Source organism: Cognatishimia maritima, from assembly GCF_900129685.1.
Lineage (GTDB): Bacteria > Pseudomonadota > Alphaproteobacteria > Rhodobacterales > Rhodobacteraceae > Cognatishimia > Cognatishimia maritima.
The window spans coordinates 55631-69122 of the sequence record NZ_FQWM01000010.1 but is presented as its reverse complement, the minus strand read 5'-3'; the positions used below and the strand labels follow the sequence as shown (position 1 = coordinate 69122).

12 protein-coding genes are annotated in these 13492 nt (G+C 57.6%); 5 read left to right on the top strand and 7 right to left on the bottom strand.

Features of this window, described 5'->3' with window-relative positions; translation table 11 throughout:
- Positions 1-173 precede the first annotated feature (173 nt).
- Positions 174-806 (bottom strand): tyrosine-type recombinase/integrase, encoded by a 633-nt coding sequence (locus tag BUA39_RS16115; RefSeq protein ID WP_072794254.1) that lies wholly within the window; start codon positions 804-806, stop codon positions 174-176.
- A 188-nt stretch (positions 807-994) separates the two neighbouring features.
- Entirely contained in the window at positions 995-2017 is a 1023-nt protein-coding gene (locus tag BUA39_RS16110) for a GlxA family transcriptional regulator (protein ID WP_072794253.1), read from the bottom strand.
- Between the two features lie 161 nt (positions 2018-2178).
- Between BUA39_RS16110 and BUA39_RS16105 the strand changes: the two genes are divergently transcribed.
- From BUA39_RS16105 to BUA39_RS16095, 3 genes are all read left to right on the top strand, one after another.
- Positions 2179-3561 (top strand): FAD-binding oxidoreductase, encoded by a 1383-nt coding sequence (locus tag BUA39_RS16105; protein WP_072794252.1) that lies wholly within the window; start codon positions 2179-2181, stop codon positions 3559-3561.
- Positions 3562-3564: 3 nt separating this feature from the next.
- Positions 3565-4503 carry a homocysteine S-methyltransferase family protein gene (locus BUA39_RS16100; RefSeq protein WP_072794251.1) on the top strand — a complete coding sequence of 313 codons (939 nt, stop codon included), beginning with the start codon at positions 3565-3567 and terminating at the stop codon, positions 4501-4503.
- A gap of 456 nt (positions 4504-4959) precedes the next feature.
- Positions 4960-5856, top strand: a complete 897-nt coding sequence (locus BUA39_RS16095) for a sulfotransferase domain-containing protein (RefSeq protein ID WP_072794250.1) — start codon at positions 4960-4962, stop codon at positions 5854-5856.
- 118 nt (positions 5857-5974) lie between these two features.
- Here BUA39_RS16095 and BUA39_RS16090 read toward each other — a convergent pair whose 3' ends face one another.
- Complete coding sequence (locus tag BUA39_RS16090) at positions 5975-6547, bottom strand: GNAT family N-acetyltransferase (protein WP_084605049.1); 573 nt, start codon at positions 6545-6547, stop codon at positions 5975-5977.
- 341 nt (positions 6548-6888) lie between these two features.
- On the opposite strand from BUA39_RS16090, the gene BUA39_RS16080 reads away from it, so the two are divergent.
- On the top strand, positions 6889-7776 hold the full coding sequence (locus BUA39_RS16080; RefSeq protein WP_072794247.1) for a LysR family transcriptional regulator: 888 nt from the start codon (positions 6889-6891) through the stop codon (positions 7774-7776).
- 327 nt (positions 7777-8103) lie between these two features.
- Here BUA39_RS16080 and moaA read toward each other — a convergent pair whose 3' ends face one another.
- Positions 8104-9108, bottom strand: a complete 1005-nt coding sequence (gene moaA / locus BUA39_RS16075) for a GTP 3',8-cyclase MoaA (RefSeq protein ID WP_072794246.1) — start codon at positions 9106-9108, stop codon at positions 8104-8106.
- Positions 9109-9171: 63 nt separating this feature from the next.
- On the opposite strand from moaA, the gene BUA39_RS16070 reads away from it, so the two are divergent.
- A complete protein-coding gene (locus tag BUA39_RS16070) occupies positions 9172-9594 on the top strand; it encodes a hypothetical protein (RefSeq protein WP_084605047.1) in 423 nt (140 codons plus the stop codon).
- Here the strand turns inward: BUA39_RS16070 and BUA39_RS16065 are convergent, their stop codons facing one another.
- From BUA39_RS16065 to glmU, 3 genes are read right to left on the bottom strand one after another with little or no spacing between them, the layout of a single operon-like run.
- Entirely contained in the window at positions 9595-10281 is a 687-nt protein-coding gene (locus BUA39_RS16065) for a DNA alkylation repair protein (RefSeq protein WP_072794245.1), read from the bottom strand.
- Positions 10278-12101, bottom strand: coding sequence for a glutamine--fructose-6-phosphate transaminase (isomerizing) (gene glmS / locus BUA39_RS16060; RefSeq protein ID WP_072794244.1), 1824 nt, complete (start codon positions 12099-12101; stop codon positions 10278-10280). The genes BUA39_RS16065 and glmS overlap by 4 nt, the downstream gene beginning before the upstream one ends.
- Entirely contained in the window at positions 12101-13462 is a 1362-nt protein-coding gene (gene glmU / locus BUA39_RS16055) for a bifunctional UDP-N-acetylglucosamine diphosphorylase/glucosamine-1-phosphate N-acetyltransferase GlmU (RefSeq protein ID WP_072794243.1), read from the bottom strand. Before glmU ends, glmS begins: the two co-directional genes overlap by 1 nt.
- Between the last annotated feature and the right edge of the window lie 30 nt (positions 13463-13492).

The window sequence follows — 13492 nt, the reverse complement described above, 5'->3', positions numbered from 1 at the left end:
TAGGTCTGGTTTGGTAAAGGTCGCACTAGGAGCAGTGTCAGCTGTGTGTGCTTCGCACCCGTTCGTCGATCGTGCAGTATTAGGAAATTTGGGCTCGATCCAAACCACCGCTGCGGCGCGAACGTAGGTCCGGTCCGAATTGGCGAACGGCAAGTACCGCCCGCCAACATGGTTCAAATGTCGATTTGCTCGGCGATGCTCAGCGCATCTTCGAGTTCGACGCCAAGGTATCTAACTGTGCTGTCAACCTTGGTATGTCCGAGCAGTAGTTGAACCGCCCTGAGATTTCCGGTTTTCCGGTAAATCTCCGCTGCCTTGGTCCGGCGCAGCGAATGGGTGCCGTATCCACTGGGCTCCAGTCCGATCGCCGCCACCCAATCCCGCACAAGCCGACCATATTGGCGTGTTGAGATATGCGGGCGGTTGTGAATCCGGCTGGGAAACATGAACCGGCAGCCGATCATCTCTGGCGACTTGATCCACGCGGCAACCGTATCCCGAGTGTTCTCAGTGAGTTCAAATTGAACTGGTCGCTTGGTTTTGCTCTGGATCACTGAAACACGTTCGCGGACGCGATCGTCTTTGACAAGATCAGTCACGGCAAGCTTGACCAGATCACAGCCTCGAAGTTTGCTGTCTATGGCGACGTTGAACAAAGCAAGATCGCGTAGGTTGCCTGCAAGTTCGAGACGCGCACGGATCGCCCAGACCTGTTTCGGCAACAGCGGACGTTTCTGGCCGCTGATCCGACCCTTGTTCCAGGCTCTGCGTTTCGGGGTGACAGCGGGAAGTTGGACTCTTGGCATGATATGCCCTCCGATCCTCTCCCCCAACGCCCAAGCATCAGCGCCGCGCTGACGATGTCATGGTACAAGCGGTGTGTACGCCTGCTCTCAGAAGTCAGCCGAGAACACCATTTCTGCCGATGCATTGGCGGCAGTGAGCCCAACTTGCGTGTATCTGCGCGATGATTGAATGTCTGCAATGCCGTGCTTCACGCCGGTTGTGCGATCCGGGCAATCCGTTGGAACTTCTTGCGATAGGCAGCGGGTGTCATGCCAGTGCCGCGTTTGAAAACCCGTCGAAAGGACGCCGGATCGTCATAGCCGATGGAGACCCCCACGTCGTCATTGCTGATCTGGTCCATCTCCAGCATCTGCTTAGCCTCTTCAACCCGCAGCGCCTGCACGTATTCGATCGGGGCAAAGCCCGTGGCCGTTCGGAAGCGGCGTGAAAACGTGCGCGGGTTGAGACCCGATCGTTCAACCATCTTCTCCACCGGGTTGGTGGTGGCGTAATGTTCGGCAATCCATTCCTGACTGTCGGTGATCGGGCCATCGTTCGATTCCATGGGCCGGGTCATCACCGCATAGGGCGACTGGCCCTCGGCATGCCCCCCGATCAGGAACACCTTAGCGGTTTCAATCGCAACCTGATAGCCACAGAAACGTGCAATCAGGTAGACCACCAAATCATGCCAGGCGCTGACGCCCCCGGCAGTGACGATCCGGTCTTCCTCCGCCGCCAGGCACAGCACCGATTCCGTCTGGAACGAAATATTGGGGAAATGCCGCTGGAACATGTCACGATAGGCCCAATGCGCCGTGGCGCGATGACCATCCAGCAAGCCCCCTTCGGCCAAGAGCAGCGATCCCGAGCAGACCGACGACAACAGCGCCCCGCCCGCGTGCATCGCCTTCAGCCAGGCAATCTCACGCGGGTAGCGCCCGTGCGGAACATCGTAGATCGTGGTGTACATGTCACAGACAACCACCGCATCAGGGGTCTCGACATCGCCGATGGCGGCGTGCGGCTCCACCGGGATATTGCCAATACAACGGAAAGGTTTTCCATTGGCGGTAACAATCTTCACGTCCAGCAACTCATCCCCCGGTTTGCCGATCACCATATCCAGATAAACAGCCCCCGCCGACATCAACACATCATAAACCCCATAAAGCACCGAAGCCGACGTCTCGGGCGCGGCCAGCAACAAGATCTGCGGCTTTTTTGCCATTTTCTCAATTCCCCCTTACGGCACAAATGTCCAAAACGGCCCGGTTCTGACCGATCTGCCATAATCGCTTGTCCAGTATGCCGCAAAACTGGCAAAATTGCCACTGAGCACGCCAGGCCCTATGCGTTACCCTTTCTGAAAATGAAAGAAAGGATTTGATCATGAGCACCCCAGACACACATATTTCCGGCTTTGAAGGTGAGCTTCTGACAGCAGGGATAGGCGGCTATGACGCGGCCCGCGGCGTCTGGAACGCGATGATCGACAGGAGGCCCGCACTGATTGCGCGGTGTCGGAATGCGCAGGATGTGATGGCAGCTGTGCGCCATGCCGCAGCCCATGATCTGGGCATTTCAATCCGCGCAGGTGGCCATAACGTTGCGGGCCATGCAGTTTGCGATGGCGGGTTGATGGTTGACCTTACCCAGATGCGGGGTGTCAGCGTTGATGCCGAACGACGCGTCGCTTCGGTGGAGGGCGGCGCACTCTGGGGGGACGTGGACAAGGCCACCCAGGCCCATGGGCTGGCCACCCCCGGCGGTCTGATCTCGGATACAGGCGTGGCAGGCTTGACGCTCTCGGGCGGCATCGGTTGGCTTCGGGCCAAGCACGGGCTGTCGATTGACAACCTCGTGGCGGCGGATGTGGTGACGGCCGATGGCACGCTTGTACACACCAGTGCCAATAAAAACCCGGAGTTGCTTTGGGCACTCAGGGGCGGTGGCGGTAACTTCGGTGTGGTGACCCGGTTCGAATTCTCCCTGCACCCGGCCGGACCCGAAGTGATGTTCGCCGCCCCGATTTACGCAATAGAAGACGGCCCCGGTCCGATCCGCGCCTGGCGGGATTTCATGCTTAAGCATGACGGGCTTATCGGGTCGTTGTGCGAGTTTTCCACCGCAGGCGGCGAAGACTTCCCCGAGGAAAGCTGGGGTAAGCGCGTTTATACTCTGGCCTGCGTGTACAACGGAGATGCAGCCGAAGGCGAGGCGCTTATGCAGCCGCTGCGGGAACTGGGCGATATGGTCACCGATTTCTCGGGCCGGATGAGCTATTGTGAGGTTCAGACACTGTTTGACACGCTGATGCCCGCCGGTGACTTCCGTTGCTATTGGAAGGCGCGCTACCTGACCGATCTTTCTGACGAGATGATTGATCTTGCCATGGCCAATGCTGAGGCCGCGCCGTCGGAAAACTCGATCTCCTCACTCTGGAACTTCGGCGGGGCCACCGCGCAGGTGCCCGCAGATGCCACCGCCTTTGGCGACCGCTCTTTCGGGTGGATGTATTCGCTCGATGGCGTCTGGCCGGATGCCGCAGACGACGCGGCAAACATTGCCTGGGCGCGCGATGGCTGGGACAGTGCCGCGCGCTTCGGGCATGAGGGCCGCGCTTATCTCAATTTTCCCGGCCATGGCGAAGACAATGATGTGCTGACCCGTGCGACCTTCGGGGCAAACTACCAACGGCTGGTCGAAATCAAGACGAAATACGACCCGCAGAACCGCTTCCATTTTAACCAGAACATCAAGCCGGAGGCGTGAGGCATGACCCGCACCAACCCGACCCCGGCCACTGACACCGATGCAATTTTCTTGACCGAAGGAGGAGCCGAAACTGAAATCATGTACCGCCACGGTTTCGAACTGCCTGAGTTCGCCATGTTCCCGCTGCTGGAAAACCCCAAGGCCGTAGTCGCCATGCGGCAAGTCATGTCAGATATGCTGGACGTCGCCGCCGAATTTGGCCTGTCGTTCATGCTGACCGGGTTGGATTACCGCGCCAGTCCCGATTGGGGGGCCAAGCTGGGCTATTCGCCCGCTGGTCTGGCCGAGGCCAATGTCGCCAGCATCGAGTTCCTGCGTGAAATCGCAAAGCCCTATGCTGGCCAGATCCCGCAACTTCTGATCGGTGGCTGCATTGGGCCGCGTGGCGATGCCTATGGGTTGAACACCGAAATTACTGCCGAAAGCGCTGAAGACTATCATTCGGTGCAACTGGAAACGCTGAAAGCGGCAAACGTGGATTTCGCCTGTGCGGCAACCTTCAACAACATCCCCGAGGCTGTCGGCGTATCCCGCGCTGCAGCGAGGATAGGCGTTCCGCTGACCGTTTCATTGACGCTGGACAGTTCTCATCGGCTGCGCTCCGGGCCGACACTGGCGGAAGCCATCCCTGAGATTGACCGTCAAGCCGGGGACGCCGCGCCGGATTATTACCTGCTCAACTGCTCGCACCCGTTGGAATACGAACCGGCATTGACCGAGGGCAACTGGATAAATCGCCTGCGCGGCGTGCGGCCCAATGCTTCCAAGATGGAGAAAATCGCATTGTGCAAACTGGGCCATATCGAAGATGGCAACCCTGTGGAACTTGGCCAGCAACTGGGCGACCTGCGGGCGCGCTATCCACATATGGACATCTTCGGCGGCTGCTGCGGCACCGGCCACCTCCACCTGCGCGAGATCGCCAGCGCGCTGGCTTAGACGGGTGAGAAGGCAGCAGCACGGAACGGACCTGCCGTTCGGGCTATAGATTCCCATGGCCAGATACTCCCGCGCCTCGATTGTTGAATCCAACCGCGGCGAATGGGCGGATTGAAATCTGGCGGGATCAACACCTGTGAACGGACGGTTTGGTGAAATCTGCTGCGTCGCCGCAAATGCCTCCCTGCACTCGCGAAGGCTTTCTGCGTCAGCACTAGCCGCAATTTCAAAAGGCGGATGTGTTTAAGGTTTTCCAACGCGGGCCAAGGTCAGTCCCCCACAGAAATCGAGCACCATGGCCCGCATCGAAAAACCTTAAACAAAACGGACCTTGACGGGTCAGGCATGCGCGGCAGCGACCGATGATGTCAAGCCGTACGCGGGCGGCATGAGTGTGCGTGATCAGCAGAAACAGCGGGCCTTGCCTGAATTGCAGAACCGTGAAATCGTCTGTCCATGGATGAAGCTGCACCAGTTCTTGCACCCGCGGTTCGGGCATATCGCGGATCGACCACCGATCCGTTGCGTTGGGTGACCTGGGCCCCGAGAAAGGGTGACATCCTTGTGTGCACGCCGCCCAAATGTGGAACAACCTGGACTCAGACCATCCTCGCGATGCTGGTCAATGGCGGTTCGGATCTGCCGGAAAAGGTGCCGGTGCTGTCTCCCTGGGTTGACGCGGACCTTGGGGTTTCCGCCGATGAGGTTGCCACGACACTGGCCGCACAAAAGGGGCAGCGGGTGGTGAAGACGCATACGCCAGCAGATGGGTTTCCGATCTGGGAGGGTGTGACGGTCATTGCTGTCTATCGACACCCGCTGGACATCTTCTTTTCCCTTCGCAAACACGAGGCCAACAAAAAAGTGGTCGCGCCAGATCATCCGATGAGTTTACCGGTCCCGGACTCCATTCGTCAGTTTATCAACGAACCATTGGACCCGGAAGATTTTGACAAAGACACATTGGCGTCCCTTACCCTCCATTATTCCAAAACTGTCCTTTCCGGACGCTATCCGCACCTCAACGTCTTTCACTATTCGGACATGTTGAGCGACGGTCACCGCACCGTACGACATCTGGCCCAGGCAGCTGGCATCGAAGCCGGCGCAGAGCTGATTGATCAGGTCGCAGAGGCCTCGGCCTTTAGCGCCATGAAAGCTAGAGCAGTCGACTATGCTCCCGTGGGAGGTACCGGCTACTGGAAATCCGACGCCGGTTTTTTCGATTCCGGCAGTTCTGGCAAGTGGGAAGGCCAACTCTCGCAAGCCGAGATCGACCTTTTCAACACCCGCCTAGCTGAACTTGTGCCTGACGAAAAGGCACGAACCTGGCTGGTAGCGGGCGACTGTTAGTGGGAAACAGCCGACATGCCCACTCTGAGCTTCACCCGGTCGATGACCAGGTCGAGGAGTGGCAATCGTTCTTCAGCGGTATCAGCCCGAAGTTGCCAAAAACTGAAATGTTAAACCATCAGGCTTCGGCTGACATCAACTCGCACTCCATGAATACGAGCCGTTCTTTCAGTGCGGGTGGAAGGTCATTGTAGGGCTCGACTGCTTTGAACCCGAGTTTTTGATACAAATTCACGGCCTCTGTCTGTAGCGGCCCGGTATTAAGACGCATCGTCGCATAGCCCAAAGCGCTCGCGATTTTCATGATTCCTGTTGCCAGACGTCTTCCCACTCCCGAACCTTGCACTTGCGGTCTGACGAACATCCGCCTCATTTCCGCGATGCCTTCCCCCAAGTCACGCAGGGCGACACAACCAAGGGCGTCATGTCCACGCCGCGCCATGAGGAAGCAGGATTTGGGTGAGTCATACTCCCCCGGAAGGCGATCAATTGCTAACTCGTGGGCCTTGTAGTCGACGTGCTTTTCCAACTGGTCACGGGACTCGGAATAGCGAAGCTGGTGCCAGACAAGATACTCGCGCATCAAGCCTCGCACCGCCTCAATGTCCCTCTCACTTTTTGCAAATGACAACTCGATTGCGCATTCCATTTTCTTCGACCTTTCCCGTTGTTCATGTGGACAACTGTTCATCAAACCTCATACCCCAAGCGCTCAGAACCTTGATGGGTAGACGTACATCATGTTCTGAAAGTCCAGTTCGCTCTGGAAGGCCTCGGGATGTGACTTCATCAATTCAAGCATGAAATCGCGCCTTTCCCGGCTTCGTATATTGTTGTCTCTTTTTCTTACTTCGGGCATCCATCGGACAGGCGCAAATACGTAGCGCAGATACGCCAGACGCCGAAGTATTGGAGTTCCGGTAAAATTGACCTGGCTCATGGTTCCGCCCTTTCCACATCATTTGTGTGTCCGATCGTAAGCGGCGGTCTGAAACGATGGTATCCATCCAGAATTTGTGCTGTTCTTAAAAAATGAAGAGCGCGCCCAAAAACTGGACAAGTATCAAATCCTTCCTTTCGGTCGTCCGCACCGGCTCGACGCTCGCAGCATCACGAGAGCTTGGCGTTACACAGCCAACCGTCGCCCGCAGGATTGATGAGCTCGAGCACGAGCTTGGATTGGTCCTGTTCGATCGTGATACGCGGGGCTTTCATTTAACGCCTCAAGCCAGAAAGCTGGTGGCAGAGGCGGAACAGGTCGAGGCTGCGGTGCAGTCCTTCGGTGCTTCCGCCGCCGAGTTGAGCTACAACGTGACCATTCCGATCCGGTTTTCTGCACCGATCCTGGTATTTACGGACGCGATCTACGAAGTCCTGGCCCAGTTCAGGGCTACCTACCCTGATACTCCAATAGAAGTGATCCCTAGCAACAGGATCCTGGACCTGAACGCAGGCGACGGCGACATCGCCCTGCGCATTACATCCGAGATCAAGGATGAAGATCTAATCTGCCGCAAGCTCGGCGTTCTGTCAGGAGGGCTTTACGCGTCCCGTGACTACCCTGACCCGCTGCCTTCGCACCCAGACCAATTGGAGCGTCACAAATTTGCTTTGTTCGACGGTCAAAATGTACCTCACGCGCTCAACAACTGGTTGCTTGATCTGATCGAACCGGATCAAGTGGCGACCAAGTGCTCTGATCTTGGGTCCATGGTCGCGACGATCAGCAAAGGCGAGGTCCTGGGACCATTGCCCAGACCCCTTGGCGAAAAAAACGAGAAACTGACCGCCTGCCTTTACACACCCGACAACCTGTCGGTACCGGTGTGGCTTGTCATTTCCCCTGCAGCATATCGGCGGAAAAACGTGAGGGCCTTCGTGAAATTGATGGCTAAACGATATCAGTCCTTTGGGTGGTAATTCGTCGAGCGTGAGGCCGGTTCGGGGCCAGAGTGGTCGTTTTCCTGGTTTCGTCAGTTGTCTCCTTCGTCCCACAGTATGTGAATTCAGGACTTCAGAATTGCTGCATAATGCCCTAATGACCGCATCCAGCTCTGCGATGCGGCGACGATTTCGCGGCGGCGCAGCAGGTTCTCGTGCTGCATGCGCACGCAGCAAGATTTTGGCACTTCTGGTGTGGGCTCTATCCCGACATTCGCACAGCGAACGCAACACAGTTTACCGCCTACCTAAAAACGTGGGCTTGACCTAACAGTCCAATGCACCAAATTGCATCGGCCCACGCATTCACCCCCCCGTATGACTCATATGGCGGGTCATTTGCCCTTCGATGACCTGACGCGAATAGTCGAAATCATGCCCTTTGGGCTTTAGCGAAATCGCGGCGCGGATGGCGTCTTCGAGCAGTGCATCATCTTCGCTGGCCCGCAGGGGCGCACGCAGGTCGGCCATGTCTTCTTGGCCGAGGCACATGTAAAGCTCTCCGGTGCAAGTCAGGCGTACGCGGTTGCAGCTTTCGCAGAAATTATGGGTCATCGGGGTGATGAAACCGATTTTCTGGCCGGTCTCTTCCAGCCGCACATAGCGTGCCGGGCCGCCGGTGCGTTCAGAGAGTTCGGTCAGCGTGTAGGTCTTTGCCAATTCCTGACGCAGGTCATGCAGGGACCAATATTGCCCGATCCGGTCTTCTTCGCCCATGTCACCCATGGGCATGACCTCAATCCAGGTCAGGTCCATGTCACGATCGGCGCACCATTTAGTGATTGGGATCAGCTCGTCTTCGTTGAAGCCCTTTAGGGCAACCGCGTTGATCTTGACCCGCAGCCCGGCCTTTTGGGCGGCATCAATGCCACGGATCACGTTTTCCAAACGCCCCCATCGGGTGACGCGCTTGAATTTCTCGGCATCCAGCGTGTCGAGCGATATGTTCACACGTCGCACGCCGCAGGCCGCAAGATCATCGGCAAAGCGATGCAGCTGGCTACCGTTTGTTGTCAACGTCAGTTCTTTGAGGGCGCCGGTTTCAAGATGTTGCCCCATCGCGCGAAAAAACGTCATGATGTCACGGCGCACCAAAGGTTCGCCGCCTGTAATGCGCAGCTTCTCAACGCCCAGCCGCACAAAGGTCGAACACATACGTTCCAGTTCTTCGAGCGTCAGCAGGTCTTTCTTCGGCAGAAAGGTCATGTCTTCGGACATGCAGTAAACGCAGCGAAAATCGCAACGGTCTGTCACGGACACACGCAAATAGTTGATGGCGCGCTGGAAGGGGTCGATCAGTGGGGCGGTCATGGGTTAAGACTTAGGGATAGGGGCAGACCCTCGCAAGGGAAAACGCCCCGTTGGAGGTGTGTTTTGCGTGTGATCGCGTTGTGTTTATTGGTTGTTGGCGGGTTGGCCGGATGTGCACCCCAAGACGTGGCGGAGGTTGATACGGGTCCAGTCGGCGTGTTGGACGCGCATGCCGGGCTAGAGGACTTGCGGCCTGTCGCGCGGCCAGAAGATGTCGCGCAGGTTGCGACAGGAGAGATCAAGTCTGGTGAGCTTGGCACAACGATTGCCACATTGGACGCCACGGAACCGGGGGTTTGGCTGCGGACGCCCTTGGTTGATCGGCAGCAATCGGGCACCATTGTGTTTGGCGGAAATCGACTGACGGTGACCCTGATCCCGATTAAAGGACCAGAAACGGCAGGCAGCTTTATTTCTCTGGATGCCATGCGCCAGATCGGCGCGCCGTTGACAGGTTTTCCTGAGTTAACAGTCTATGGCAGCTGATCAATCCGGCAGATGACGCGCGGCCTCTTTGCGCGCGAAAGGTTTCATCTTGTCGCCGTACTGAGCCAGAAAAGCACGGGTGCGATCGGCATCATGGCGCGACAGGTCACGCAGCCACCAAGCGACGGCTTTTTGAATGAACCAATCAGGATCGTCTGCATAACCGGCAGCCCAACCCAAAACGCGATCCCGCGCTGCCAGTTCATGGTCTTTCGGGTGGTTCTGTTTGGTCCAGGGCAGGGTGATCACAAGCACTGCGCGGCGGGTCCACATGTGATCTGATGTCGTCCACGCCTCAACTTGATCCAGCCGTGAGGGATCAGCGACAAGGCGTTTTTGTCCCGCCATACAGGCGTGATCGGCGATGGCCCAACTGTCAAAATCAGGGACCCAAGACTGGATAAGCGCCCACGCGGCGTCATCGGGGCGCAAACGTGCCTGCGTCAGAACCTTCGCTGCCGCAAGCCGCGCCTCAAATATGTCGGTCTGCCAAAGCGCTGCTGCCAATTCCACGCGGTCCTCAACGCTCAGGGTTTGTCGCCAAGTTTTGGTCAGGTCATTGATTGCCGGGTTTGGGATACCAATCACCCGGCGCGATTGCTTGTGGTAGGCGGCCATCTGCTCGGCGCGCCCGGGTTCCGCAAGCGACTCTAGGGCGGCAATGGCCTGTGGGAGAGCGAGCGTCATTCCACCGTCACGGATTTCGCTAGGTTGCGGGGTTGGTCCACGTCCGTACCTTTGGCAACTGCCGTGTGGTAGGCCAGAAGCTGGGCGGGAATGGCGTAAAGGATCGGGGAGAGGACCGGGTCAATCTCGGGCAGCACCACTGTCTGCCAGACGCCGTCGCCACCTTCCTTCGCACCGGGTTTGTCGGTGATCAAAAGCACCTTACCGTTGCGGGCCATGACCTCTTGCATGTTAGAGATCGACTTTTCAAAAAGCGCATCCTTGGGGGCTAGAACCACCACCGGCACGTGTTTATCAATCAGGGCGATGGGGCCGTGCTTTAGCTCTCCGCTCGCATAAGCTTCGGCGTGTATGTAGCTTATTTCTTTTAGTTTTAATGCACCTTCAAGCGCCAGTGGGTACATCAGGCCGCGCCCTAAGAACAAGATGTCTTTCGCTTCCGCAAGCTTGCGCGCCGTATCTTCCAATTGACTTTCGCAGTCCAACGTTTCGTTCAAAACGCTCGGCAGGGCGCGCAATTTGCTCAGCAAGTCGGTGCATTTGGTTGCTTTTATGGCGCCGCGATCCTGTGCTGCCTTCAGGGCCAGCATCAGTAGCACCGTCAACTGGCAGGTGAAGGCCTTGGTCGAGGCAACGCCGATTTCGGTGCCCGCAAGGATCGGTAGCGCGATGTCGCTTTCCCGCGCGATGGAACTTTCGGCGACATTCACGACCGACAGGATTTTGTCGGCCTTGCCCTCGCAATACCGCAGGGCCGCAAGCGTGTCTGCGGTCTCTCCAGACTGGCTGACAAACAGCGCCACGGTGCCTTTGCTGATCGGGGGTTCGCGATAGCGGAATTCAGAGGCGATATCGACTTCGACCGGAATACCGGCAAGCTGTTCAAACCAGTATTTCGCCGTCAGGCAGGCATAGAACGCCGTGCCGCAGGCGACCATGGTCAGGCGATCAACCTTGGTGAAATCCAGATCAGCGCCGGGAAGTTTTACACCGGTGCCATCCTGCGTCAGGTAATGGCGGACAGCCTCCCCAATCACGGTTGGCTGTTCGGCGATTTCCTTGGCCATAAAGTGCTTGTGCCCGGCCTTGTCCACGCGGGTTGAATTCAGCTGAATCTTGCGTTTTTCGCGGTTGGCAATTTCACCTGCCTCGGTGCGGATTTCCAGCGAGGTACGCGTGATAACAGCGCTGTCGCCTTCTTCCAGATAGGTGATTTCATCTGTCAGCGGTGCAAGGGCGATGGCGTCAGAGCCGACAAACATCTCGCCGTCGCCGTGACCAATCGCCAAAGGCGATCCTTTACGGGCCGCAACGATTAGGTCGTCTTCGCCTTCAAACAGAAATGCCAAAGCAAATGCGCCATGCAGCCGCGCAAGGGTGGCACGGGCGGCATCCGCTGGGGACATGCCTTGATCAAGATGCTTTTGGGTCATCATCGCGACGGTTTCAGTGTCTGTTTCAGTCTGAAACTGAATGCCAGCGTCCGCCAGTTCCGCGCGCAATTCGCGGAAGTTTTCGATGATGCCATTGTGCACCACGGCCACAGGTCCCGCGCGGTGCGGGTGGGCGTTGTCCACAGTTGGTGCGCCATGGGTCGCCCAACGGGTGTGGCCAATGCCGGATTTCCCAGTCAGCGGTTCATGCACCAAAAGGTCAGAGAGGTTCACAAGCTTGCCAACCGCACGACGGCGATCCAGCCGTCCGTCGTGGACGGTCGCGATCCCTGCGCTGTCATAGCCGCGATACTCAAGGCGTTTGAGCGCCTCAACCAACAGAGGGGCGGCTTCGTGATTGCCCAGAACGCCTACAATTCCACACATTAGGATTGCCCCTTATCTTTTTGTTTCTTATCCTTTTTGGCGCGCAGCATCTCAAAAAGTTTGCGCGCCATGTTGGGTTTGTTGACCTGTTCAGCCCGTGCCAGCGCCAATGCGCCATCCTCGACCGGCTTCGTGATGACAGAACCGCTTGCGGTCATCGCGTCATCGCCTACGGTGACTGGAGCGACCAGCATGGTGTTTGACCCGATAAAGGCGTTTTTGCCAATTGTGGTCTTGTGTTTCATCACGCCATCGTAGTTGCAGGTGATGGTGCCCGCACCGATGTTTGCCTTTTCGCCAACATGGGCGTCGCCCACGTAAGAGAGGTGATTGACCTTCGCGCCTTCGTCGATGATGGCGTTTTTGGTTTCGACAAAGTTGCCGATCTTGACGTCTTCGGCCAGTTCCGTGCCCGGACGCAGTCGTGCGTAGGGGCCGATGATGCCACCGCGAGAGACATGCGCCCCTTCAAGGTGGCTAAAAGCACGGATGCGCGCGCCGCTTTCCACGGTCACTTCCGGGCCAAAAAATACATGCGGCTCAATCACCGTGTCGCGGCCAATCACCGTATCAAGGCTGAGCCAGGTGGTGGAGGGATCAACCAAAGTGACCCCATCTTCCATCAGTGCCGCGCGGGCACGTGCCTGAAAGGCGGCCTCGGCCTCGGCCAAATGTGCGCGGGAATTCACGCCCATGGTTTCACTTGCGTCGCAGGACACAGCGGTTGCGGTCATGCCAGCGTCATTCGCAGCTTTCACCACGTCGGTCAGGTAGTATTCGCCCGAGGCATTGTCGTTGGATGTGGCATCCAGCAGGTCAAACAAAACTCGACTGTCGGCCAGCATCACTCCGCTGTTGCAAAAACTGATCTCGCGCACCGCTTCGCTGGCATCGGCGTATTCGACGATAGCCTTCAGGGCGTCGCCCTCCATAACCAAACGGCCGTATTTTTCCGATGTCTCTGCCTCAAACCCCAGCACAACCACCGCGTGATCCTTGCGCGCAGCACACATGTTTTCCAGCGTATCGGGCTGAATGAAAGGCGTATCACCATAAAGCACGATGACGTCGCCCTCAAAGCCCGCCAATGCGTCTTTTGCCACCATCACCGCGTGGCCGGTGCCCTTTTGTTCGGCCTGCAAAACAACTTTTGCCTCTGGATCATAGGCTTCGGCTGCGGCTTTCACGTCGTCAAACCCATGGCCCGCCACAACCACCGTGCGCTCTGGCATCAATGACGCGCCCGTCCGCATGGCATGCACCAGCATTGGCGCCCCCGCAATTTCGTGCAAAACCTTCGGCAGGTCAGAGTTCATCCGGGTGCCTTTGCCTGCGGCAAGGATGACGAGGGCGATGCTCATATGTTTTCTCTTTGTAATTGGTCTGCGCTC

Bases quoted from the DNA above. Each gene is read 5' to 3' on its own strand.
- BUA39_RS16115 (WP_072794254.1), bottom strand. From the start codon at position 806: ATGCCAAGAGTCCAACTTCCCGCTGTCACCCCGAAACGCAGAGCCTGG.
- BUA39_RS16110 (WP_072794253.1), bottom strand. From the start codon at position 2,017: ATGGCAAAAAAGCCGCAGATCTTGTTGCTGGCCGCGCCCGAGACGTCG.
- BUA39_RS16105 (WP_072794252.1), top strand. From the start codon at position 2,179: ATGAGCACCCCAGACACACATATTTCCGGCTTTGAAGGTGAGCTTCTG.
- BUA39_RS16100 (WP_072794251.1), top strand. From the start codon at position 3,565: ATGACCCGCACCAACCCGACCCCGGCCACTGACACCGATGCAATTTTC.
- BUA39_RS16095 (WP_072794250.1), top strand. From the start codon at position 4,960: ATGGATGAAGCTGCACCAGTTCTTGCACCCGCGGTTCGGGCATATCGC.
- BUA39_RS16090 (WP_084605049.1), bottom strand. From the start codon at position 6,547: ATGAACAGTTGTCCACATGAACAACGGGAAAGGTCGAAGAAAATGGAA.
- BUA39_RS16080 (WP_072794247.1), top strand. From the start codon at position 6,889: ATGAAGAGCGCGCCCAAAAACTGGACAAGTATCAAATCCTTCCTTTCG.
- moaA (WP_072794246.1), bottom strand. From the start codon at position 9,108: ATGACCGCCCCACTGATCGACCCCTTCCAGCGCGCCATCAACTATTTG.
- BUA39_RS16065 (WP_072794245.1), bottom strand. From the start codon at position 10,281: ATGACGCTCGCTCTCCCACAGGCCATTGCCGCCCTAGAGTCGCTTGCG.
- glmS (WP_072794244.1), bottom strand. From the start codon at position 12,101: ATGTGTGGAATTGTAGGCGTTCTGGGCAATCACGAAGCCGCCCCTCTG.
- glmU (WP_072794243.1), bottom strand. From the start codon at position 13,462: ATGAGCATCGCCCTCGTCATCCTTGCCGCAGGCAAAGGCACCCGGATG.